The organism is Streptomyces sp. NPDC005728 (assembly GCF_040630895.1).
Taxonomy (GTDB): domain Bacteria; phylum Actinomycetota; class Actinomycetes; order Streptomycetales; family Streptomycetaceae; genus Streptomyces.
Window position 1 is genome coordinate 87,118 of record NZ_JBEXYL010000025.1, and the last position, 23,459, is coordinate 110,576.

At 73.3% G+C, this 23,459-nt stretch carries 14 protein-coding genes; 4 read left to right on the top strand and 10 right to left on the bottom strand.

Features of this window, described 5'->3' with window-relative positions; translation table 11 throughout:
• Positions 1–40 precede the first annotated feature (40 nt).
• Entirely contained in the window at positions 41–448 is a 408-nt protein-coding gene (locus ABZ471_RS19120; RefSeq protein WP_359067952.1) for a CoA-binding protein, read from the bottom strand.
• A 142-nt stretch (positions 449–590) separates the two neighbouring features.
• Between ABZ471_RS19120 and ABZ471_RS19125 the strand changes: the two genes are divergently transcribed.
• The 3 genes from ABZ471_RS19125 to ABZ471_RS19135 all read left to right on the top strand — a co-directional run bounded on the left by ABZ471_RS19125 (position 591) and on the right by ABZ471_RS19135 (position 2,626).
• Positions 591–1,379 carry a hypothetical protein gene (locus ABZ471_RS19125; protein WP_359067935.1) on the top strand — a complete coding sequence of 263 codons (789 nt, stop codon included), beginning with the start codon at positions 591–593 and terminating at the stop codon, positions 1,377–1,379.
• Positions 1,376–1,921 (top strand): histidine phosphatase family protein, encoded by a 546-nt coding sequence (locus ABZ471_RS19130; RefSeq protein ID WP_359067936.1) that lies wholly within the window; start codon positions 1,376–1,378, stop codon positions 1,919–1,921. The genes ABZ471_RS19125 and ABZ471_RS19130 overlap by 4 nt, the downstream gene beginning before the upstream one ends.
• Before the next feature lie 78 nt (positions 1,922–1,999).
• On the top strand, positions 2,000–2,626 hold the full coding sequence (locus tag ABZ471_RS19135) for a YigZ family protein (protein ID WP_359067937.1): 627 nt from the start codon (positions 2,000–2,002) through the stop codon (positions 2,624–2,626).
• Positions 2,627–2,675: 49 nt separating this feature from the next.
• Here the strand turns inward: ABZ471_RS19135 and ABZ471_RS19140 are convergent, their stop codons facing one another.
• Both ABZ471_RS19140 and ABZ471_RS19145 read right to left on the bottom strand, forming a co-directional pair.
• Positions 2,676–4,010 (bottom strand): MFS transporter, encoded by a 1,335-nt coding sequence (locus ABZ471_RS19140; protein WP_359067953.1) that lies wholly within the window; start codon positions 4,008–4,010, stop codon positions 2,676–2,678.
• A gap of 143 nt (positions 4,011–4,153) precedes the next feature.
• Complete coding sequence (locus ABZ471_RS19145; protein ID WP_359067938.1) at positions 4,154–4,552, bottom strand: DUF3291 domain-containing protein; 399 nt, start codon at positions 4,550–4,552, stop codon at positions 4,154–4,156.
• Positions 4,553–4,667: 115 nt separating this feature from the next.
• Between ABZ471_RS19145 and ABZ471_RS19150 the strand changes: the two genes are divergently transcribed.
• On the top strand, positions 4,668–5,288 hold the full coding sequence (locus tag ABZ471_RS19150) for a MerR family transcriptional regulator (RefSeq protein WP_359067939.1): 621 nt from the start codon (positions 4,668–4,670) through the stop codon (positions 5,286–5,288).
• 6 nt (positions 5,289–5,294) lie between these two features.
• On the opposite strand, the gene ABZ471_RS19155 is transcribed toward ABZ471_RS19150, so the two are convergent.
• The 7 genes from ABZ471_RS19155 to ABZ471_RS19185 form a co-directional block, all read right to left on the bottom strand.
• Positions 5,295–6,593: an FAD-dependent oxidoreductase gene (locus ABZ471_RS19155; RefSeq protein WP_359067940.1), complete on the bottom strand. Its 1,299-nt coding sequence runs from the start codon at positions 6,591–6,593 to the stop codon at positions 5,295–5,297.
• A 9-nt stretch (positions 6,594–6,602) separates the two neighbouring features.
• The gene (locus tag ABZ471_RS19160) at positions 6,603–7,364 is read right to left on the bottom strand and encodes a 4-phosphopantetheinyl transferase (protein WP_359067941.1); all 762 of its coding nucleotides are present in this window, start codon (positions 7,362–7,364) and stop codon (positions 6,603–6,605) included.
• Positions 7,346–9,151 (bottom strand): acyl-CoA dehydrogenase family protein, encoded by a 1,806-nt coding sequence (locus ABZ471_RS19165; RefSeq protein ID WP_359067942.1) that lies wholly within the window; start codon positions 9,149–9,151, stop codon positions 7,346–7,348. Before ABZ471_RS19165 ends, ABZ471_RS19160 begins: the two co-directional genes overlap by 19 nt.
• Positions 9,133–10,863 (bottom strand): acyl-CoA dehydrogenase family protein, encoded by a 1,731-nt coding sequence (locus ABZ471_RS19170; RefSeq protein WP_359067943.1) that lies wholly within the window; start codon positions 10,861–10,863, stop codon positions 9,133–9,135. The genes ABZ471_RS19165 and ABZ471_RS19170 overlap by 19 nt, the downstream gene beginning before the upstream one ends.
• Positions 10,863–12,479 (bottom strand): PfaD family polyunsaturated fatty acid/polyketide biosynthesis protein, encoded by a 1,617-nt coding sequence (locus tag ABZ471_RS19175; protein WP_359067944.1) that lies wholly within the window; start codon positions 12,477–12,479, stop codon positions 10,863–10,865. Before ABZ471_RS19175 ends, ABZ471_RS19170 begins: the two co-directional genes overlap by 1 nt.
• A 31-nt stretch (positions 12,480–12,510) precedes the next feature.
• Positions 12,511–20,088, bottom strand: a complete 7,578-nt coding sequence (locus tag ABZ471_RS19180) for a beta-ketoacyl synthase N-terminal-like domain-containing protein (RefSeq protein ID WP_359067945.1) — start codon at positions 20,086–20,088, stop codon at positions 12,511–12,513.
• 81 nt (positions 20,089–20,169) lie between these two features.
• Positions 20,170–23,301 (bottom strand): SDR family NAD(P)-dependent oxidoreductase, encoded by a 3,132-nt coding sequence (locus ABZ471_RS19185; protein WP_359067946.1) that lies wholly within the window; start codon positions 23,299–23,301, stop codon positions 20,170–20,172.
• Between the last annotated feature and the right edge of the window lie 158 nt (positions 23,302–23,459).

Genomic DNA, 23,459 nt, shown 5'->3' on the forward strand with positions numbered 1-23,459 from the left:
TCAATATTCAGCCGTGAATTGTGAGAAGAAGGTGAGACACTCAGGTCAGGAGGGGGATTTCGATCGCCGGGCAGCGGTCCATGACCATGTCCAGGCCCGCGGTCCGGGTCCGCTCGTAGGCGGTCTCGTCCACGACATCGAGCTGGAACCAGACCGCCCTGGCCCCCTTGGACACCGCATCGTCGGCGACCGCACCGGCCAGCTCGCTGTTGACGAACACGTCGACGACATCGACGTCGAAGGGAATGTCCGCCAGGGAGGCGTACCCCTGCTCGCCGTGCACCGTCTCCGCCTTCGGGTGCACCGGAACGATCCGCTTGCCGTACCGCTGCAGCACCTGCGCGACCCCGTAGGCGGCCCGCCGCCGGTTGGAGGACAGACCGACCACCGCCCAGGTGTCGCCCACCTCGGTCAGAATCCTGCGGATCGTCGCTTCGTCGTCGTACACGGCGGCCTCCTCGGGCTGCGTGGGGATGGTCGTCCGGACAACAGCGCCCACGCGGTGCGGATTCCCCCCGCTGCCCCGCCACGGTGACGTGAATCGGTGCAAGGTGCCTGCGTACGGCCGCCCGCGCGCCTACGCTCGGGCCGTGCTGCGCATCCTCGACGCCCGAACCGGTGAGCCCGTCTCCGCCGCGCCCGCCCGCCGCGGCCTGACCCGCATCGAGGCCTATGCCGCCGGCCTCGATCTGACGGCCCTGCGGGTCCTGCTCACCGCGGACGTCCTGGTCCGCGCCCTGGAACTGGGCGGTACCCCGGTCTGGACGATCCTCACCGCGCCCCGCCGGCACGCCGAGCTGCGCCAGGCTGCGACGACCCTGGCCGTCCGCCCCTTCGAGGACGGCCGCGACCTCGCCTCGGGACTGGGGGAGGCGCAGGTGATCCATGTGGTGGGAGCGGACACCGAGGGCATCCCCGGTGAGGGTCCGCTGCTGGCCGTCGCACCCGCGGTCTGGACGGGGGCGGGACCGGCGGTCGCGGACCGGCCCGGCGGGTCGCCGGACGGCCCTCGCCCGCTCGATCTCCCCGCCCTCCTCGACGATCCCACCGCCCTGCGCCTCGCCCTCCTCTCCGTCCCCCGGAACACGACGGCACGGCTGGATGCGGACCGGCTCGGCGAGGCCGCGCGGAGCCTTGCCCGCTGGCGGCAGGCCGTCGCCGGATGGGCGCGGCAGCCCTCGCGTCCGGTGCCCGACGCGGTGCGGGCGCGGTTGCGGGCCGCGTGGGAGGACGATCTCGACCTGCCCGGGGTGCTGGACGTGCTGCGGGACGTGGGGAGCGCGCCGGGGCTGCCCGACGGGGCCCGGTTCGAGACGTACGTGTACGCGGACCGCCTGCTCGCCCTCGACCTCGCCCGTGATCTCGGGAGCCTCGCATGATCGAGCGGGCGGGCTCGGGTCCGCTGCGCCGGCTGGTGGTGCTGCGGCATGCCAAGTCGGCCTGGCCCGAGGGGGTCGAGGACCACCGGCGTCCGCTGGCACCGCGCGGAATGCGGGACGCCCCGGCCGCCGGGAGAGCCCTCGCCGCTGCCGACTGCCTGCCCGACCTCGCCCTGTGCTCCACCGCCGTACGCGCCCGCCGCACCTGGGAACTGGCCTCCGCCGAGTGGGGCACACCGCCCCCGGTGCGCTACGACCGCAGGCTGTACGCGGCCGACGTGCCGGACCTGCTGCAGGTCGTGCGCGAGACACCGCGCGAAGTGGAGACGCTGCTGCTGGTCGGGCACAACCCCGGGTTGGAGGAACTGGTCCTGGAGCTGGCCGGGGACGGTCTGGACGACACGCTCGACCGGGTCCGCGTGAAGTTCCCGACCTCTGCCGTCGCCCTGCTGACCTGGCGCGGCACCGGCTGGAAGGCCCTCGCCCCGGGCACGGCCCTGCTGACGTCGTTCACCGTGCCGCGCGGAGAGAAGGAGAAGTGACCGCGGGGGCGCCCTGCTCATCCTGGGCCCGCCCGCACCGCGATCAAGGCCGGCCGGCCGCTCGCATAGGCTGACGGAATGCAGGACGAGTACCGCACAGTCGCCCGCGCGGGCGTGCACGAGACCGAGATCAACCGCTCCCGTTTCCTGTGCGCCCTCGCCCCGGCGGCCACCGAGCAGGAGGCCCAGGAGTTCGTCGCGGCCGTCCGCAAGGAACACGCCGACGCCACGCACAACTGCTGGGCGTACGTCATCGGCGCCGACGCGGCCGTGCAGAAGGCCAGCGACGACGGCGAGCCGGGCGGCACCGCCGGCGTGCCCATGCTCCAGATGCTGCTGCGCCGCGACATGCGGTACGTCGTCGCCGTCGTCACCCGCTACTACGGCGGCGTCAAGCTCGGCGCGGGCGGGCTCATCCGGGCCTACGGCGGAGCGGTCGGCGAGGCCCTGGACACGCTCGGCACGCTCACCCGGCGCCGCTTCCGGCTGGCCACGGTGACCGTCGACCACCAGCGCGCGGGCAAGGTCCAGAACGACCTGCGGTCCACCGGACGCGAGGTCCGGGACGTGCGCTACGGCGAGGCAGTCACCATCGAGATCGGTCTGCCGGACGCCGACGTGGACGCGTTCCGTGCATGGCTGGCCGATGTGACGGCGGGCTCGGCCGGGCTCGAGCTGGGCGGAGAGGCCTACGGGGACGCGTGAGGTCCGGCCCCCCGTACAGGGTCGGCCGGACCTCATGCGGGTCAGGGGCTCACGCCTGCTCGGACGCCGTGCTCCGCGAGCGCGGAATGCCCAGGGCGCACAGGGCGCCGACGAGGACGACTGCGACGCCGACCCACACCGCGGGGTGCAGGCCGTCGACGAACTCCTGGGGGCCGCGGGTGCTGCCGTGCGCCACGAACACCGTGCTGAGGACGGCGATGCCGAGCGCCCCGCCGATCTCCCGGACCGTGGTGTTCGCACCGGAGGCCTTGCCGGCGTGCTCCTTGGCGACCGAGCCGAGCACGACCGCGGCCGTGGGGGCGAACACGAAACCCATGCCGATGCCCGCGACGACCATCGGGGCGACCAGCGACGAGTAAGCGGTGTCGGTGTCCGCGACCAGGTTGATCCAGCCGAGGCCCACACCCTGCAGGAACAGGCCGAGCGCCATGAGGCGGCCGCCGCCGACCTTGTTGGTGAGCACGCCGGCGACGGGGGCGACGAACATCGGCATCAGTGTCCAGGCCAGAGTGCGTACACCGGCCTCCAGCGGGGTCCGCGCGGGCACGATCTGGAGGTACTGGGCGAGCAGGAAGAGCGAGCCGAAGACACCGAAGTACATCGCTGCGGAGACGATGTTGGTGAGGGTGAAGGCCCGGACGCGGTAGAAGGACAGGGGCAGCATCGGCTGCTCGGCCCGCGCCTCCCACAGCACGAACGCGGCGAGCAGCACCGCACCCCCGGCAAAGGCGCCCAGCACCTTCGCCGAACTCCAGCCGTCCGTGTCGCCGTGCACGATGCCCCAGACCACCGCGCACAGTCCCGCGGCGGCCAGCACCATGCCGACCAGGTCCAGGCGGATCCCCGGCAGCGAGCTCTCGCGCAGCGTCAGCAGGATGAGCGGGACGGCGACGACACCCACCGGCACGTTGATCCAGAAGATCCACCGCCAGTCCAGACCGTCGACCACCGCGCCGCCCACCACCGGGCCCATCGCGACGGCCAGGCCGCTGATCCCCGACCACAGACCGAGAGCCAGCCCGCGCATCCGGTCCGGCACGGCCTGGGACAGCAGGGTCAGCGACAACGGCATCACGGCCGCGGCCCCGAAGCCCTGGACGACCCGGAACGTGATCAGCTGGGCGCTGGTGTCGGCCAGTCCGCAGCCCGCGGAGGCCAGCGTGAACACGACGATGCCGAGCACGAACACCCGCCGCCGGCCGAACCGGTCGCCGAGCGCGGCACCTGTCATCAGCAGGCACGCGAAGCTGAGGACGTAGGCGTTGACGAACCACTGCAACTGCTGGGTGTTCGCCCCGAGATCCACGGCCAGGGTGTGCAGGGCGGTGGAGACGACGAGGTTGTCGAGCGCGACCATGAACATGGGCACGCTGCATGCGACGATCGCGAGCCAGAGCGGAACGCGCCGACCCGTGCGCTCCGGGTCGTCGACGACCGGATCGTCGAGGACCGCGTTTTCTTCGGACAGCGTCATGACGGGAGTCTCCTGATGGGGGTGAGCGGGGGTCAGGCGTCGGTGTCCTGCTCGGCCAGCCGGCGCTTGGCGTCCGACCAGTCGAGAGGCAGGTCGGCCGCCGGGACCTGCCAGAACGTGAAGACCGAGTGCTTCATCGTGGGCCGCAGACCGATCATGATCGACTTGTGCGGCTCGGTCCGGGCGTAGGTGTACAGCGCGTCCTTGTCCTGCCAGGCCGAGAGTGTCCAGAAGGTGCGCTTGAAGGGTTCGGCGATGAGCGAGGCGCCGTAGGCGCCGGGCGCGCCGGAGACCTGCCTCCAGGCAGCGAGGGACTTCAGGAAGAAGCGCGGTACGTCCTTGAGGGAGCGGACCTCCAGACGGGACGCCATGACGAACGCCTCGGCATCCGGCGCGGGCTTGTTGACGGTGGTCCAGGGCAGGGTCGGCATGGCTGCGGCCTTCTCGGGTCAGAGGCAGGACGAGGAGGAGGAACCCAAATTGGATACCTCTACTATCTATGTTAGACAGTAGAGGTATCCAGTTTTCAAGAGCGGAGCCGAACCGATGCGTATCTCCGAACTGAGCCGCCGCAGCGGCGTCTCCGTCACGACGATCAAGTACTACCTCCGTGAGGGCCTGCTCCCGGCCGGCCGGCAGACCGCCGCGACCCAGGCCGAGTACGACGAGCAGCACCTGCGCCGCCTGCGCCTGATCCGCGCGCTGACCGGCGTACGCGGGCTGCCTGTCAGCACCACCAGGGACCTCCTCGACGCCCTGGACCAGCACACCGGCGACACCCACCTCACCCTCGGCCTCGCCCTCGGCGCGATCCGGCTGGCCGAGGAGCCCGCACAGCAGGCCCCCGAGGCGGCCGAAGTCGACGCACTGGTCAAGGAGTTGGGCTGGGACGTGCACGAGTCGGCGCCCGCCCGCGCCGCGCTCGCCGAGACCCTGGCCTCGCTGCGCTCGCTGGGCGTCCCGAGGGACTGGCGCACCCTGCTGCCGTACGCCCGCCTCGCGGAGCGGACCGCGGTCCTCGACCTCGACCAACTGGACGGCATCGAGGACCCGTTGGAGCTGGCCGAGCGTGCCCTGCTGCTGACCGTCCTCCTGGAGCCCGCGCTGCTGGCGCTCAGGCGCATGGCCCAGGAGAACGAGTCGGCACGGCGGCACACCGAGCACTGAGACGGGTCAGGACAGCTCGCGAAGGATCTCGGCCGCGGCCTCGGCCCCGGCCGAGAACGCTGCCTCGTGCGAGCCGATCAGGTCCGGGCCCAGCTGCTTGGAGTGGAAGTACGACCCGGCCAGCTTGACCCGGGTGCCCTCGTTGGCGCGGTAGATCACGGACTGCCGCTCGCGCAGCGAGATGTCGATGACCGGGTGGGTGTAGTCGAACGCGCGGATGACCGTCTCCGGGTCGAGGGGGCGGGGCGGGTCGAGGGTGACGAAGTAGTCCCGCTCGGCCTCGAAGTCCTGCAGCCGGTTCAGGTAGTAGGTGACGAAGCAGCGGGTCTCGCCGTCCACCCGGATCTTGCCGTAGTTCCAGGCCCGCCGGCTCTCTGCGGCGGCGGGCATCACCGACGGGTCGGTGTGCAGCACGACACGGGAGCTGCTGTAGCGGACGCCCTCCAGCGCCGTCCGCTGGGCGCCCGTGGGGTTCTCCAGCAGGGCGAACGCCTCGTCGGCGTGCGTGGCCAGCACTACGTGGTCGAACCGCTCGGATCCGGCGGCGGTGGTCACGGTGACCCCGTCCGCCTCCTGCCGTACGGCGATGACCGGCGAGGCCACCCGCAACTCGGGGCCGATCGCCGCGAGCGCCTTGCGCACGTAGGAGATCGAACCGCCGCCCACCGTACGCCAGTCGACCCGCCGGCCGCCGAGGCCGCCCTCGTCGTGGCCGACGAAGAACGCGATGACCGTGGCCGCGGGCATCTCCCAGACCAGTTCGGCCGGCACCGACCAGACGGCCGAGCAGAGCAGGATCAGATACGAGTGGCGGAACTCCTGGCTGTATCCGCCCCGGTCGAGGTACTCGCCCATCGACATGTCGGCACGGCCGCGGACGAAGTCCCGCCGGCTCTCCTCGTGGAAGCGGCGCACCTCCCGCCAGACGTCCGGGAACCCGGGGTGCCGGTCGGCGTAGCGCTCCTCGACCGCGCTCTCGTCGAGTTCCAGCTCCTCGGTGCCGTACTCCAGGCCGCTGTCGAGGTCGAAGAAGGTGAAGCCACCCGGATGCGGCACGGTGTCGACGCCGAGCTGGTCGAAGAACGCGGTCAGCTGCGGGTAGAAGCGCCGGTTGCAGACGATGAACGCCGTGTCCAGGCCGAGCACGTGCCCGCTCTCCTCGACCTCCACGGTGTTGGCGTGGCCGCCGGGGCGGTCCTCGCGCTCGAAGACGGTGATCCGGGCACGGTCGCGCAGATGGTAGGCGGCGGACAGGCCGGCGGGGCCGGCGCCGATCACGGCGACGGTCGGCGTGTGCTGGGACATGGCGGGTCCTTACGGTTGCAGAGGGTCGGGAAGAGAGGTGACAGGCGTGCGGGCGGGGCCGGCGGCCGGTACGGACCGGCCCCAGGAGGGCTCGCGGAGACGCACCGTGCCGCCGCCCTCGGTCGCCACCGCCACGAGGTGGTGCTCGGAGGGGCGCAGCAGGTCGAGCCGCCAGCGGCGAGCCAGGTCCGGCCGGCGCGCGTCGACGACGGTGAACCGGCCGCCGCCCCGGTGCCGGAAGCGGAGGTCCCTCAGGCCCCCCGCGAGACCGACGCCCACCCCCTTCAGATAGGCCTCGGCCAACACCCACCGCTCGCACGTGGCGAGGTCCGGGTCCGCCGCACCGAGGAAGGCGTTCAGCAGACGCGTCTTCTCCGCGTCGAACGGGATGCGCTCCACGTCCGCACCGCAGCCGCGCCCCCGGGTGAGCACACAGACGATCAGACCGTCCGTGTGGGACAGGTTGAAGCGCAGCCCTGCGGTGTCCGGGACCGGCTCCGGGCGCCCGTTCCCGTCCCGGACGAACCGCCAGGTGTCCGGCGGCAGCCCCGTGCGGGCGCCCAGGGCCAGCCGGGCGAGCAGCCGCCCGCCCAGGAAGCGGCGCCGGGAGCCGGTCCGCAGCAGCCGGTCGTGCCGGGCGCGCTCGTCCGGGGCCAGCAGGTCCGGGCCGCCCATCCGCGCGGCCAGCTCCGGCACCCGGTACTCGGGCAGCGTCCACAGGTCGGCCACCCCCGGGTCCGGCCCGGTGCGCGTCAGCGGGCTTCCGCGCACCGGGCCCCCTCCGCGGGCGCGGTCCGCTCGGCCAGCGTGATCGGCCAGTGCGACAGCAGCCGGTTCTCGTCGTGCAGGCGGGTCAGCACGGCCAGGGCCTCGTCCACGGCGGTGGGGTCACGGTAGGCCTCGTACGGGTGGAACTGCCGGTTGATCCGCTCCAGTTGGAGCAACAGCAACGAGGGGCTCGGCAGCGGCTCGGCCATCAGGTCGTGCGAGTGGACGTAGGTGTGCACGCACGCGGCGGCCGCGTGCACCAGGCAGTACTCCTTGGCCAGGTCGAACAGTTCCGCCGAGTGTGCGTAGCCGCGGCCCGATTCGGCGCGCAGCCGCTCGGCGCGCTCCTCCAACGGGAGCAGCCGACCGAGCAGTTCGGCCGCCAGGTCGGCGGCCGACAGCAGCCGGTCGCGATCCTTGTCCGCGGCCCGGTCGGCGAGCACCCGCAGCCGGATCAGGGAGTCCGGCGCGGCCAGGACCGCGTCGTCCAGGCCCCGGTTGGACAGTTCCTGCGACGCGGGCCGGTAGATGGGCAGTTCGGCGTCCATGCGGTAGAGCACGGCTGCCCGTGCGACCGCCTCGGTGCGCACCTCGGCGTCGGCGGTACGGCCCTTCTCCAGCAGCGCGGCAAGCTGGTGGCCGATGTTGCGCAGGTTCACGACGGTGTTCCCGTCGGCCATGTTGGTCACCAGGATGTCGCGCAGCATCTTCTGGTGCATGCCGAAGCGCGGATGGGTGCGCAGGAACACCCGGGCGCCCAGCACGACGTTCAGCCGTGCCAGGGTCTCCTCCAGCAGCGTCGGCACCAGGTACTTGGCCGCGGAGGAGAAGACGCTCACCTGTCCGGTCGAGGCCTGGACGCTGCGGACGGCGCCGAGGCACACCGCGTCCGCCACCATCAGATCGGCGAGGGACTCCGTCAACTGGCGGGCGGTGTACGGCACTTCGACGACGGGACGGTTGAACAGGATCCGGTCCTGGGCGAACTCCAGGGCCGTGCGCAGCGACGTGTCCACGCCCGACAGGGCCAGGCTGAGGATGACCAGGCGTGCGGTCTGGCTGGTCTTCAGGGCGATCTCCAGGCCCTGGCCCTCGGCGCCGACCAGGTCGGACTCCGGCACGAAGACGCCGTCGAACCGCAGCCCGCTCAGGTCCAGGGCCCGTACGCCGTGCAGCTTCAGCAGGGGCGTCTCGCGGACCGTCTCGGCCTCGGCCCGCCACTTGTCGACCACGAGGATCGAGTAGTCCCCGGCGCCCTGGCGCGGCCCGGTGCGCGCGAAGACGACCATCCGGTCGGCGAAGGTGGCGTTGCCGATCGGCCACTTCTCACCGGCGAGCCGGTAGCCGCCCGCCACCCGCTCCGCGACGACCTCGTTGCTGAGCAGATCGCTGCCGTGCGCGGCCTCGGACAGCCCCCACGCGAGCCCGACCCCCTGGTGGACGGCGTCGATCTGCCGCCGCTTCTGCTCGTCGGTGCCCGCGATCCACAGCGGGGTGAACGCGGCGTTGGTCAGCCCGAGCGCGATGGCGGTCGCCCCGTCGCGCCGCGCCACCAGCCGCATCAGCGTGAACCCGGTCTCCGGGTTGCCGGCCTTGCCGCCCTGCTCGGCGGGCAGACCGTGGTCCAGGAACCCCCAGCGGCGCAGCAGGCCGACGAACCCGTACGGGAAGGCGTCGCGCTCGTCGTGGTCGAGCACCTCGGCGAACGACATCCGGCTCTCCGGGTCGTGCGGATCGCCGAGGTACTGCTCGAGCCGCTCGGCCAGTTCGGTCAACTCGGCCTGGGACATGAGGAGTCCTCCATCGGGTGAGAGGCGGAAGCGAGACGCACCGGCACGGCGGTCATCAGCCGCCCGGACCGGACGAGCGCCCGCGTGGTGTCGAGGGCGGGCAGCAGGTCGGGGCCGTGGCGGCGCGGGTCCACGCCCTCGGCGCGGGCCAGCAGATAGGCGAGCGTCGCCCGCAGCCAGCCGGTGGCACCCGGTTCGGCGCCGTACAGCGGCCGGTCGCGGTTGTGCCACCACAGGTGCAGACAGGCGGCGGCCGCGTGCACCCACGCGTACCGCTCGGCGAGGTCCACCAGCGCGTTGGGGTCGGCGTCCCGCTGCCGTGCGGCGGCCGCGCGCGGGCCGAGTCCGGTCGCGGCGCCGCCGAGCCGGCGCACCAGGGCGGCGGCCGGGTCGTCGCCCAGGCGCTCCAGGGCGCCGGCGACGATCCCCGGCAGGGCGCCGAGGACGGGATCCGTGCCTCGGGCGACTAGGTCAAGGCGCGTGGGGTCGTACGACGGCAGTCCGGCGTCCAGCGCGAAGATCCGGTGCACGGTGTCCGCGACGGGCGCCTCCTCACGGGTGACCAGTGCCGGGATCTGGGCCGCGTAGGCCCGCAGGTTCGCCAGCGGGCTCGCGTCGATCACCCGGACCACGGCCGTGTCCCGCTGGATCTTCTGGAACATGCCCGCACCGGGCGCCTGTTCGCGCAGCACCGCGCGGGTGGCGAGCACGGCCCCGCAGCGCCGGACCAGGTCGTCCGTGGCCTCCGCGACCACGTGCTTGGCGGCGAGCGCCCAGACGCTGAACACCTCCGGGACGACATGCACGCCCCGCGCGGCCGCCACCGCCACCGCGTCGGCCGCGAGCAGAGCCGCCGAGGCCACGGCCAGGTCCCGGCGCGGATGGTGCACGTCGAGCAGGGGCACACGGGCGACCCGGCGCTCGGCGGCGAAGCCGAGAGTCAGGCGCAGCGCGGTGTCCGCGCAGCCGAGGCTGCCCGCCATGCTCATCAGCCGGACCGCCTGCTGGGCGAGGACGGCCACCTCCAGACCCTCGCCGACCTTGCCCACCAGGGCGTGCCCGGGAACCGGAAGCCCGGCGAAGCGCAGCCGCGCGGTGTCCACGCCCCGCATGCCGCCGGTACGGGCGGCCGGCTCCCGGACCAGACCGTGGCGCTCGGCCCAGTCCGCGTCCAGCAGATAGGCGGAGAACGCGCCCGGACCGCGGGCGCCGGTACGGGCCACCACGTACACGGCCTCGCAGCTCAGGCCGTTGCCGACCATCCACTTCTCGCCGTGCAGCCGCCCGTCGTCGTCCAGCCGCACCTCGCCGGACAGCAGGTCGCTGCCGTGCTCGGCCTCGGTCAGCGCGAACGCCACCGTGCCGCCCCGGGTGAGGACGTCCGCCGTCAGACTCCGCTGGTCCTCGTCCCCGTGCAGCTGCAGACAGGTGGCCGCGATGATGCCGAACATGGTCCCCGGCATCACGTTCACGTCCCGCCGGGCCGCCGCACGCACCAGCGTCAGGCTGCGGTCGAAGGACTCGAACGCGCCGCCCCACTCCTTCGGCAGGTAGTTGAGATGGAAGCCCGCCGAGACCAGCCGGTCGCACAGCTCGTCCGGGTGGGCGTCCGCCTCGTCCCGGGCGACGGCCGCGGCGAACCCGTACGGATTGCCCGGATCCTCGGGATCACCGAGTAGTTCCTCCACCATCTCGGCTGTCAGCGCGCCCATCACACGGCCTCCGTCAGGGCGGGCAGCTCCAGCGGGACCGGTCGGTAGTCCGCCGCCGCCGACGGGAGCGTCACGCCCGCCGTGGCCAGCTGGGCGATCCGGGTGTGGAAAGCCGCCCCGCGCATCAGGTGGTGGGCGACATCGGCCACCGTCCTGTTCTCGGGGGTCTTCAGATAGCTGCCGGACACCCAGGCGTTGAAGCTGCCCATCGCCGGGCCGCACCAGATCTGGTAGTCGGCGGTCCGGTCGGCCTCACCGGTCACCGCCCAGCGCGAGGCCATGCCCAGGTACCAGCGGAACACCAGCGCCATCCGGCGCTTGGGGCTGTCGGCCGCCCGGGCCAGCTGGTCGGGATCGCGCCGGGTGAAGTACCGGACGCACTCCTGCCACACGTCCTCCAGCGGCCGCCGGAAGACCTGCGACTCCAGCCGCGCCCGCTCCTCGGCGGGCAGCGCCTCGATGCCCTCGTACGTCTGGTAGAGCCGGTAGAGCTGCTGGGCGCGCATCGCGAACATCGAGCCCCGGCGCAGGACCTGCAGCTCCACACCCATCTCGAACATGTCGGCCGCCGGAGCCATCGCACAGTCCGTGACGTCCGCCTGCGCGAGCAGCTCGCGGGCGGCCGGTGAGGTGCCGGACTCCAGACAGGACTGGTTGACCGAACCCGTCACCACGTAGGCGGCGCCCATGGCGAACGCGGCGGCCACGGCCGTCGGGGTGCCGAGTCCGCCGGCCGCGCCGACCCGGATCGGGGTGGCGTAGCGGTGCTCGCGCTGGATCTGGTCGCGCACCCGCAGGATGACCGGGAACAGCGCGGGCAGCGGGCGGCGGTCGGTGTGCCCGCCGGAGTCCGCCTCCACGGTGATGTCGTCGGCGAGCGGCAACAGATGCGCGAGCCGCGCCTGCTCGGCGGTGACCAGACCGTCCCTCAGCAGGGTGTCCACCAGAGTGGCCGGGGCGGGGCGCATGAACCGCTCGGCGGTCTCGGCCCGGGACACCTTGGCGATGACCCGGTTCCCGGCCATCACCTGCCCCGACGGGTCCTGCCGCAGTCCGGCCAGCCGGTAGCGGACCAGATGCGGGGTCAGCCCCATGAAGGCCGAGGCCTCCATGCAGCGCACACCCCTGCGCAGGAACAGCTCGACCGCCTCGCGCTCCAGCCGGTCCTCGCTGGGGCTGTGGATCAGGTTGACGGCGTACGGCAGACCGGGGATCTCGGCGGCGAACCGGGCCAGCGCCTTCCCGATGCTCTCGGGTAGCAGGCCCGCCGCGCCGAACGAGGCGAGGAAGCCCTGCCGGGCCAGCGCGATCACCAGGTCCGCGGAGGCGATGCCGCCCGCCATCGCGCCGGCCATGTACGACTGCCGCACACCGTGCGCGGCGCGGAAACCGGCGGAGCCGAGCCGCTGCGGGGGCAGGGCCGGGGCGGCGGCCAGGACACCCGGCCCGTTCCCGCCGGCGGCGGCCGTGCCGCCGCAGACCGCGCCGGCGCCCTGCGCCGTGGACACGATGAAGCAGGGCTCTTCCACCCGGCTCAGGACCTGGTTGATCCCGGCCGGGTCCACGCTCGGGTACCCGTCCCCGTACCAGCGGAGGGGGGCCTGGGGGGTGCTCATGGACAACAGTGCTCCTCGGCTGTGCCGGACGTCAGCCGGCGTCGGGGCGGACTTCGATGGCCACATCGGTGAGTTCGTAGATCCGCAGGCCCGGCTTCCACAGGTCCGCGTCGGCGATCAGCAGCAACCGGTCCGCCTCCCGGCGGACCTCCTTGATGTGCACGTCGAAGAACAGCTCGCGGTCGTCGCGCAGGATCTGGCCCCGGTACTTCCAGGACATCTCCACGCCGGTGGCCAGGGCGAACCGGGGCCGGGGCATGCCCTCGGCGAGGTTCTGCTCCAGCACGAACAGGCGCATGGCCTGAAGCACCGCCTCGACGCCCAGCGAGCCGGGCATCACCGGGTCGCGGTGGAAGTGGCGGTCGAAGTACCACTCGTCGGGCCGGATGCTGCGGAAGCCGTGCACATAGCCGGTGCCGAACCGGCCGCCGTCCGCGACCAGGTCGACCCGGTCCACCAGGTCGAACCGGCCGCCGGGCAGATGCAGTTCGCCTCCGGAGGCGTCCCGGAAGGCGGGCGCTCGGCCACCGTCCAGCTCGATGCGCCGGACCCGGTCGGCCGCCGGGTTCTCCGCCTCGATCCACGGCTTGACGTAGGTGCCGCTGTCGAGGCCGACCTGGTTCGACAGGGCGGCCGCGTTGAAGTAGCCGAACAACGACTCGCCGGTGTAGAACACCTCGCCGTCCGCGCTGAGTTCGTACGAGAAGTTCTGCAGCACCGCACCGGAGACGACACTCGTCATCAGCAGCTTCGAGTGGTGCCGCACGGTCTTGCCGCGCAGGTCGATGTCCTTCACCAGGGTCGCGCGGCCGTCGAGGTTGCGGATGGCGTACTCCTCCTCGGGCTGCCGGAGGGTGGCGCCCAGGTAGTAGCCGAGGAAGATGGCGGCCTGCAGCGAGGACTCCATGTACACGCAGTTCGGCATGTACGGCGAGGAGTTCTCCGCGTAGTACCAGGCGTCGTCCGGCGAGTCGTACTCGGTGACCATCTCGGAACCGGGGCTCAGGTCGCCCCGGGTGCCGGTCAGTGACATGACCCGGTCGACGAACTGGAAGTCGCCGTTGGGGATGTAGGGCGCGCGGCTCGTGCGGTAGATCTCGAACTCCGGACCCATCGCCATGTCCAGCAGACCCTTCGCGGAGTGAGCCAGATGCAGTTCGTTGATCATCGCCGGCTCGCCGCTGCGGTTGCGCCGGCCGAGGAACTCGGGCACACCGCCGGTCTCCGGCCGGTACGGCGTCCCGGGCTTCTCCACGATCTGCAGGCCGAGGTTCTGCATCCGGACCACCGGCTTGTCCCCGAGGTACACCAGGACGTCCGCGATCACCGTGGGCCGGGGCAGCAGGGTCAGCTCGGTGACCTCCACCTCGTAGCGGATCTCGGTGTCCTTCGGGGTGACCTGGCCGCGCACCTGGACGTCGATCCGTCGCTCGGTCACCGTCTGGAAGCGGGCGTCGGGGAGTGTGAGGTGCAGGCCCTGGTGCATCAGGTAGATCTGCAGCAGCTGTACTGCTCCCTCGGCGATCAGGGAGCCGGCGAGCACCGGGTCGTCCGGGAAGTGGCAGGTGAAGTACCAGGCGTCCGGCTCGAGGCGCTTGACGGCGGTGATCAGGCCCAGCTCGCAGGGCCCGCCCTTGCGGTCGACGGTGACCTCGTCGACCATGCGCAGCCGCTCGTCCGGCAGGCGCAGCGCCGGGTTGAGACCCGGGTCCTGGCCGTGGTCGGGTCCGAAGACCTCCCCGGGGCGGCCCTCGGCGAGCAACTCCAGGTCGTGGGCGTCCAGTTGATGCTTGCGGGCGTGGGCCAGCGGCTTGAACGTGCCCTTGGGAAGCGCGGCCCTCCGGGCCCGGTCCTTGTCGGTGAGGACGATGCCGAGCGGGGTCTCCAGCTCCTGCTTGCTGAAGAACCCGGCGCAGGCGTCACGGAGTTGGAGGATCAGCTCGCCGTCCGCGAAGCAGTCGTAGCTGAAGAAGAAGATCGTGGTGTCGCCCTGGTGGACGAACCGGTCGATGGAGATCTCGTAGCGCAGCGTCTGCCCGGTCGTGGGCAGCCCGCCCTTGAAGATCAGCGAGCTGTCGAGCAGCCGGTAGACCCGCTCGCCCTTGTTGCGGAAGTCGATCCCGAGATAGCTGACCAGCAGCAGGTCGCACTGTCCGGACTCCACGGCCACCGCCGGCGGCACTCCGCCGTCGACGGCGTACCAGGCGTCCTCGGGCACGTCGTACTCCGTGGTGATCCGGGCGGGCTTCAGCACCCCGGGCTCGGCGTCCAGCTCGGTGACCCGGGTGACGAAGTGGTACGGCGGTGCGGGCAGCCGTACACGGGTGCGGAAGGTGTCGATCTCGGCGAACCCGGACCCGAAGACCCTGGCCACGGAGCCGGTCGCGAACTCGAGCAGGTCGGCCTCGTCCCAGATCACGCCTTCACGGGCCGGGGCCGGGGGCTCGGCGGCAGGCAGGGCCGGGGGTGTGGTCGCGGTGGCGGGCGGCAGGGGCAGGGGAGCGGGCTGCGGAGATGCCGTGGTGGGCGCCGTCGCGTCGAGCAGGGCCTCGGCACGGTCCAGGGTCGCCGCCTGGAGCACCCGGTGGGTCTCCATCACCACGCCGTGGGCGGCGAGCATCTCCCGGCGCAGGTCGTGGATCAGCTCGGCGGCGGGTCGCCGGCCCTGGCCGGAGGGTGCCTGGGGGTACGACGGCGGGGCGGGCGGGGGCGGGGAGGACTCGGGCGGGGCGACGACCGAGGGAGGCTGCGGGGCACCCCAGGGCAGGGCCGTGATCGGATCCCCGTCGAAGGTGATCACCTCGGAGATCTCCAGCGTCGGGTCGGCAGGCATGGCGGCGGGCTCCTCCGGCGGGACGGAAAGGACGGGTACGGCGGGGGCGGGGACCCCGGCGGGCAAGGCCGCGGCCGTGGCACGGGCGATGCGGTCTCCGTCGGCGGACCGAGGGTGCCGAGCGGGGCGGGCAGTGAGGGCGGCGGGCTGGAGGTGTGCAGGCCCCTCGTCCGGCGGGCGGGTCGGTGTGGCACCTGCACCGGCCGGGTCGGGAGCCGTGGGGAGGGGTGGAGGTGCTTCACCCGGAGGGTGGGCACGGGCGGGGAGGGATGTGGTCGTTCGGGGCGAGGTGTGGGCGGGTGGGGGGAGGGGGCCGGGTGGTTGAGCGGTCGGGTGGGTGGTGGCCGGTCGGCCTGCGGTCTTTTCGGCTGACGTGTGGGCGGGAGCAAGGAGGGCCGCAGGTGTCGTGCCGGCCGGACCTGGGGTGACTGGTCCGGCAGGTACCTGGGCCGAAGCGGCCGGGGTGAGGGAGGCGGTGGTCAGGGCCTTGGCGGCCTCGCGGGCTATGCGGTCCGGGATGGGTTCGCCGCGGCCCACGCGGACCGGGGGCAGACGACGGACGGGGCGTTCGGACGGGGCCGGGGCCTGCTCCTGGAGGGCCGTGAGGTCCACCGGGAGGCCGTGGCCGACGAGGCGGGCCGCCAGGTGGGCCAGCGGGGTGGTCGCCGGAACGCCCCGGCGGTCCACGCAGGCGGCCATGTGCGGGGTGTCGCCGAGCGTGTCCCGGATCCAGCGGGAGCAGGTGGCACCCGGACCCACCTCGATGAAGTAGCGGTAGCCGCGCTCGTAGGCCGTGTGCACCAGCCGCGGGAAGTCGATCGTCGAGCGCAGGGTGTGGGCGATGCGCCGCGGGGACTCGGCCAGCAGCTCGGCCGGGAGCGGCTGGTAGTCGTAGGCGCTGAACAGTTCCAGGTCCCCGAAGGACCCCATGGGGTAGTCGTTCATCCGGGCGAGCCCGTCGAGTTCGCCGTCCACGACCGGGCAGTGCATGACCACGTTGACGGGGGAGCGGGCGGCCGGGCAGCCCAACTCCTCGATCAGCGCGCGGCACTGCGCCGGATCACCGGCGATCACCAGCTCGCGCGGGGTGTTCACATGGGTGAGGTGGACCCGGTCGTAGCGAGCGAGAGCTTCGCGGACCGGTTCGGCGGACGTCAGCAGTACGTGGGACGCCCACACGTCCCCGTCAGGGGTCTCCTCGGGCAGCGCCCACAAGTCCCGTACGGTACGGCGCGGTCCGCACAGCCGGTCCCGGAAGATCGGGCTGTCGCTGATCAGCGCGTCGCTGCGGCCTGCAGGGTCCCATCCGCCGGTCGCGAACAGCATGCTGGACTCGCCCAGGCTGTAGCCGAATCCGCCGTGCGCGGTGATGCCCAGCACCTCGCGCACGAGGGCGGTGTAGAGGATCGAGAAACTCGTGCCGGTGGCGAGCATGAACGGGACGTCGTCGCCGAGGGTCTCCTCCAGCCGCATCAGGCCGCGCCGGTCGAGGGCCTCGACGGTGCGCGGGTACAACTGGGCGGCCCGCAGCATCCGGGCCGGTTCGGCGGCCTGGCGCTCGAAGCGGTCGAGCAGGGACGGGAAGGCCCGGAAGAGGTCGGCGCCGAGCCCCGGATAGCTGTTGAAGGCGCCGGGGTAGACGAGCGCGACCCGTCCCTCGGGACCGATCGGCCGGGGGGTGAAGAAGGAGCCGGCCGGAGTGGCCCACTCCCTGCCCTCGGCGTGCGCACCGGGCACGTCCCGGACCGCCGCCTCCAGCTGCCGCAGCAGGCTTTCGCGGTCCTGGCCGACGAGGACGATCCGCAGCCGCCGCCCGCCGAGCCCGTGCCCGCGCCCGTCGAGCCCGCGCGCGGCGTCCCTCGCCAGGGCCCGCGGATCGGCGCCGTCCGCCAGCAGCGCACGGTACCGGCCGGCCTCGTCGAGGAGCGCGTCGAGCGTGTCCGCGGCGACGGGCAGCAGCACCGGCCCGCCCGCCCGCGACCAGTCGGCCCGCGGACGCGGACGCTCGGCGCCGGGCACGGAGGAGAGCACCACGTGAGCGTGCGAGCCCGAGACGCCCCGGATGTTCACGGCCGCGTGGCGGGGGCTGTCCGCCCGCTCGCGCAGCCACGGGCGTGCGGCGTCCGGGACGTGGAACGCCGAGGCGGCGAAGGCCTCCGCGAGGTCGTCCCCGGGGCGGCGCCAGCCCCGGGTGCCGGGCAGATACGCCTGCCGCAGGCACAGCACGGCCCGGATCAGCCCGGCCACGCCGGCCGCGCACCCGGTGTCGCCGATCTGTGCCTTGGCACTGCCCAGGGCGGTGCTGCCGGCGCCCGCGCGGTACACCCGCGCCAGCGCCTCGATCTCGGTCCGGTCCTCCTCGGCGGTGCCGCCCGCGTGGGCCTCCAGGTAGCCCACTTCACCGGCTGTCAGGCCGGCTTCGGCCAGGGCCGCCTCCGCGGCCTCGGTGAGCGGTGCGGCAACGGCGCCGGGCATCGAGCCGGCCGCCGGCGCGTACCGTACGGCCAGCCCGTCGATACGGGCGTGCACCCGGCCCCGCGCCGTGTCCGCGCGGGTGACGACCAGGGCTCCGGCGCCCTCGCCGACCCGCCGTCCCCGGCCGCCCTCGTCGAAGGAGAGGCCCGGTCCGCCGGCCGGCTCCGGCCGTGTCAGCAGGAGTTCCGCCGAGCCCGCCAGGTCGACCGCGCCGACCAGCACCGCCTCCAGGTCCGGGTCGAGCAGCAGCAGCCGCGCGACCTGGAGTGCCTCGGCCATGCCGGCGCCGTCGCCGGACACGGTGAACGACGGCCCGGTGAGGTTCCAGCGGGACGAGACCCGACCGGCCATCACATTGCCGATGTAACTGAGGACCTCGTTCGCACCGATGGGGTCCACCACGGCGTCCCGGGCCGGCTCGGTGATCGCGGCCCGCTGCTCCTCGGTCAGCCGGACACCCGCCCGGTCCAACTCGCGGCGCAGGAATGCCCCGAGGCCGTACCGGGTCAGCCGGGCGTGTGTGTACGGCTCGATCTCGGTCACCACCACCACGGCGACCCGGCGCGGGTCCGGGGTGTCGCGCGCCCCGCTGCCGAGCCGGTACCCGGCATCGCGCAGCGCCTCGTCGGCGACCTTCGTCAGCACCGCGTGCTGGGGGTTGTAGATACGCAGGTCCGACGGCGGCACCCGCAGCCCGGCCGGGTCGACCTCGACGCCGTCCACGAAGGCCCCGCGCAGCGCGTCTCCGGTGAGGCCCGCCTGCTCCAGGGTCCCGCCCTCGGTACGGTCCAGACCCCGCCAGCGGTGCTCGGGCAGCGGCCGCAGGTCGTGCTCGCCCCGGTGCACGGCACGCTCGAAGGCGTCCACGGACTCCAGCGACCCGAAGTGCGCGCCGAGGCCCACGACGTCCAGGGCGGGCAGCGTGGCAGGGGCCGGGGGAGTCTGTGCAGCGGTCGCATCGGGCGCCGCCGACAGCACGACGTGCGCGTTGGTGCCGCCGAACCCGAACGCGGACACGGCCACCCGGCGCGGTCCCGCCCCCTCCGGCCAGGCCCGGCCGGCGCGCACCAGGTTCTGCGCACCGACCCCGCCGTCCGGGGACGTGACCGGCTGCTCGACCCCGATGGTCGCCGGAATCGTGCCGTCCCGCATGGCCAGGACGACCTTGAGCAGGCTGCTCAGCCCGCCGACGGTCAGCAGATGCCCGATGTTGCCCTTGACCGAGCCCAGCAGCGGCACCCGGCCGTGCGCGCCGAAGAACTCGGCGACGGACTGGGCCTCGGTGGCGTCCCCGATCGGTGTGCCGGTGGCGTGGCACTCCAGGTAGTCGATCTCGGCGGGGTCGACGCCCGCGCTCGCGTAGGCGCGTGTCAGGGCGTCCAGCTGGCCGGACTTGCGCGGTACCAGCGGATGCCGTCCCGCGCCGTCGTTGGACAGGCCGATGCCGTCCACGACGGCGTGGATGCGGTCGCCGTCGCGCAGCGCGTCCGCCAGCCGCTTGACCGCGACCATGCCGGCGCCCTGACCGGTGACGATCCCGCCCGAGCGGTTGTCGAAGGGCTGGCTGAACCCGTTCTCCGCGTAGGCGTGCAGATCGGAGAACGACAGATGGATCAGCGTGGGGTCGGGCGCGCAGACGCCACCGGCCAGCACCAGGTCCGCCTCGCCCGCCGCGAGATGGCCGCAGGCCAGGCTGAGCGCGTAGAGCGCCGACGAGCAGGCGGCGTCCAGGCAGTAGCGGGGGCCGCCGAGCCCCAGGGCGGCCGCGGTGACGGCCGCCGGCGAGCCGCTCACCCGCAGGTTCTCCGGCACCAGCGCGTCCCGGTCGACCAGCGGACGCGCACCCGGCAGCCCGTCGAGCACCCGGCCGAGGCCGGCGAGCACGGCCTCCTGCGCCAGCGGGACGCTGACCTGGGCCGAAGCGGGCGTCGGAAACGAGTAGTTGCCCATGACCAGGCCGGTTCGGGCCAGGGCCCGGGGGTCGTCGCCCAGGCCGCAGTCCCGCAGCGCCTCCCGGGCGGCGTACATCGACCAGTGGAAGATCCGGTCGAGCCGGGCCAGATGGCCGGGGTCCAGCCGGTAACCGGTCGGGTCGAACGCGAAGTCGGTGACGAACCCGCCCCGGCGGGAGGTGATGCGATGGCGGGGGTCGAGGTCACGCTCGTCGGGCTCCGGTCCGAAGACCTCCGTACCGCCGTCGCGGCGGCTGTCCGTGCCGGCGAGGAGGTTCTGCCGGAACTCCTCGGGGGTCCGGGCACCCGGAAACAGACAGGAGATCCCGACGATGGCGAACTTGTGCATAGCAGCTGCTTCCTCCAAGGTGCCGGTCCCGGCGGGCGGTCGGAGCGGCCGCCCGCCGGGACCGGCGGTCCGTATGTCGGCTCAGCGGCCCGCGAACTTGGCGGCCAGCTGCGGGGTGGACACGAGGGAGACGCCGGTGAACCGGGACAGCACCCGTCCGTCCGGGGCGCACGCGGTCACCGTGAGGCTCGCGGTCGTGCCGTTCGCCGACACCGGCTCCACCACCACGACGAACGGTGTGCCGTCCGGCAGCGCCTCGTACAGCTCCGCCCGCCCCACCGACATCGGCAGGCTCGCCGTGTCGCGGTTCCGGCGCATCCACACCAGCGCGGCCTGCAGCAGCAGGTCGGCGGTGCCGGGGGCGTACCGGCTGCTCCCGAACGCGCCGCCGGCGGGCCGGTGTTCGGGCAGGGTGCACTCGATCACGAGCCGCGCCTCGCCGGAGTCCAGCACCCGGCGCAGGCCGCGCAGCGACGCACCGTGGAACAGGGTGCCGTCGGCGTAGCAGACCTGGGCGTCGCTGCCGCCGCCCAGGGCGGGCAGGCCGGCCAGGCGCTCGGGCGGCCCTCCGGCCCGGCCGCGCAGCATGACGCGGGCGGCGTAGTGCGGGCGTACGGCCCCGTCGCCGGAGACCGACCGGATCGTGACGTCCGCCTCGGCACCGTCGGGCGTCGGGTCGACGGAGAGATGGAAACGGCTGCCGTCGAGGCTGCCGTCGAAGACGACGCCCTTGTGGACCACGAAGTCCCGTATCTCCGCGACCGTGGCGCCGGTCAGCCGCTCGACGGCGCCCGCGGCCCAGCCGAGGGCCGCGGCGGCGGGCAGCACCGGCGCGTCACCGATCACGTGATCGGCGACCAGCGGCTCGCCGGCCAAGCCGGACAGATCCCGCTCCAGGACGACCGGAGCCCTGGGCGCGGTGTGCTCCGGCGCCGAGAGAGGAGTGGTCGGGCCGAGGACCGTGATCACGTCACCGGACCGCTCGGGCGCGAACTGCTCGGCGAACAGCCGGGTTCCGGTCTCCTCAGGGATGAGGGTGATGCCGCGCTCCTCGAACACCGCCTTGATCTGCGGCGACACCATGCCGCTGTCCCACGCGCCCCAGTTCAGCGCCGTGACGTGGGCCTCGGGGTGGCGCCGCTTGAACGCTGCGGACCAGGCGTTCAGGACCTCGTTGGCCATCGCGTAGTCGGACTGCCCGCGGTTGCCGAAGAACCCGGCGACCGAGGAGAACAGCACCACGTGCCGTAGCTGCTCGGCCGGCAGCGCGGCCACGACGGAGCGCAGGCCGCCGAGCTTGACGGAGAACACCCGCTCGATCTCGGCCCCCTTCTTCGCGCTGATCAGCTGGTCCGCCAGGACCCCGGCGCCGTGCACCACACCCGTGATCCGCTCCCGGTACGGTGCCAGGGCGGCGGCCGTCGCGGCGGCGTCGGTGATGTCCACGGCCAGGTACTCGGCCTCGCTGCCCGCCGCGCGGATCCCGGCGAGGGTGGCACGGACCTCACGTTCGCCCGTCACCGACTGGTAGAGCTGCTCGACCCGCTTCGGGGTCGGCTTCTCTCCCGAACCCCTCAGGTGCTCCACGGCCGCGGCCTTCAGTGCGGCCGCGTCGGTCAGCCCGCGGGCCCACTCGGGTTCCTCGCCGAGGGCGGTACGGCCGAGCAGCAGCAGGCCGGGGCGGTACGCGGCGGCGAGGGCGGCGGCGCACCGGGCGGTGATGCCGCGCCCGCCGCCGGTGACGACGAGCAGGTCGCCGGAGCCGAGAGGATCGCCGGAACCGAGCGGGGCGCCGGGCAGGGCGGGCGCGGCCGGCTCCGCACCGAGCGTCAGACCGACGCGGCGCGTGCCGTCACGGCCCACCTGCACGGGGCCCGCGGCGGCGTCGTACACCTCCTCCAGCACCAGGCCGGCGGCCTCCGCCGCGCTCAGGGCCGGGCTCAGGTCCACCGCCCGGCAGAAGACGGCGGGCGCCTCCACCGCGAGAGTCTTGACCAGCCCGGCGACGCCGCCTGCGGGCGTCGCGTCCTCGGTGACACCGGTGTGGCCGAAGGAGCCGTCGAGCCGGGTGACGGTGACGAACGCGGCGCGGTGACCGGCCCCGGCCGCGGCGGTCAGCGGTGCCACCGTGTGCTTGGCGACGAGCAGCGTGTGCGCGAGCCTGCGCACACCCTCCGCCCACGGCAGGCCGTCCGCGGCGGCGAAGACGAGCACGAGACGCACCGGGCCGGCCGCCGACTCCTCGATACGGGCGGCCAGTTCGGTGGCACCCCAGCCGGTCAGGGCGGTGTCCTCCGCCCCCGTGACGCGCTGCGGCACACCGGGCAGCCGCAGCACGCGCACCTGCCGGCCGGCCTCCCCGAGCCGGGCCGCCGTGGCCGCGGCGACCTCGCTGCCGTCGTCGACGACGAGCACGGCACCGCTCTGCGGGTACGCCCCGACGAGCCGGTCCGGAACGGGCAGCTCCACGAGCGCGGCCTGGCCGCGGCCGAGAGCACCGGGTGCGGGGGCGTCGGTCTCGGTCTTCGGCTCATGCCGATGCCGCGGCTCGGGCTCCGGACCGCCGGACAGGCCGGTGACGAAGTCCACGATGTCGCTCAGGGTGCGGAGTTCGGCGAGTTGTTCGGGGCCGACGGGGGTGGGGCTGGGGAAGCGTTCCTGGAGGAGGCCCATGATCTCGACGCGTTTGATGGAGTCGATGCCGAGGTCCGCCTCGACGTCCATGGTGAGGTCGAGCATCTCGGCCGGGTAGCCGGTCTTCTGCGAGACGACGCCGAGGAGTGCGGTCCGTACGTCGTCCGCGGAGGCGCCGGAGTCCGGAGTCTCGGAGGGTGAAGCGGTGCCCGATGCCGGAGTCTCGGAGGGTGAAGCGGTGCCCGATGCCGGGGCGTTCAGCTCGAGGACGAAGCCGACGATCTCGTTCAGGGTGCGGAGTTCGGCGAGTTGTTCGGGGCCGACGGGGGTGGGGCCGGGGAAGCGTTCCTGGAGGAGGCCCATGATCTCTACGCGTTTGATGGAGTCGATGCCGAGGTCCGCCTCCACGTCCATGGCGAGGTCCAGCGTCTCCGCCGGATAGCCGGTCTTCTGCGAGACGACACCGAGGAGCGCGGCGGCGATGTCCTCGGTGCTGACGACCGCCCTGGGAGCGGTCGCGGGAGCCGGCGTCCGCGGGGCGTCGCTCAGGACGCCGCCGAGGCTGAGGACGAAGTCCACGATCTCGCTGAGCGTGCGGAGTTCGGCGAGTTGTTCGGGGCCGACGGGGGTGGGGCTGGGTGGACGCCGTTTGGTTCCGCCACCTCGTGAGCAACGACGGATCCGTCCGTCGCACCGGCGACAACGTCGTCGCCGCCCTCGCCGGTGCCGCCGACGAC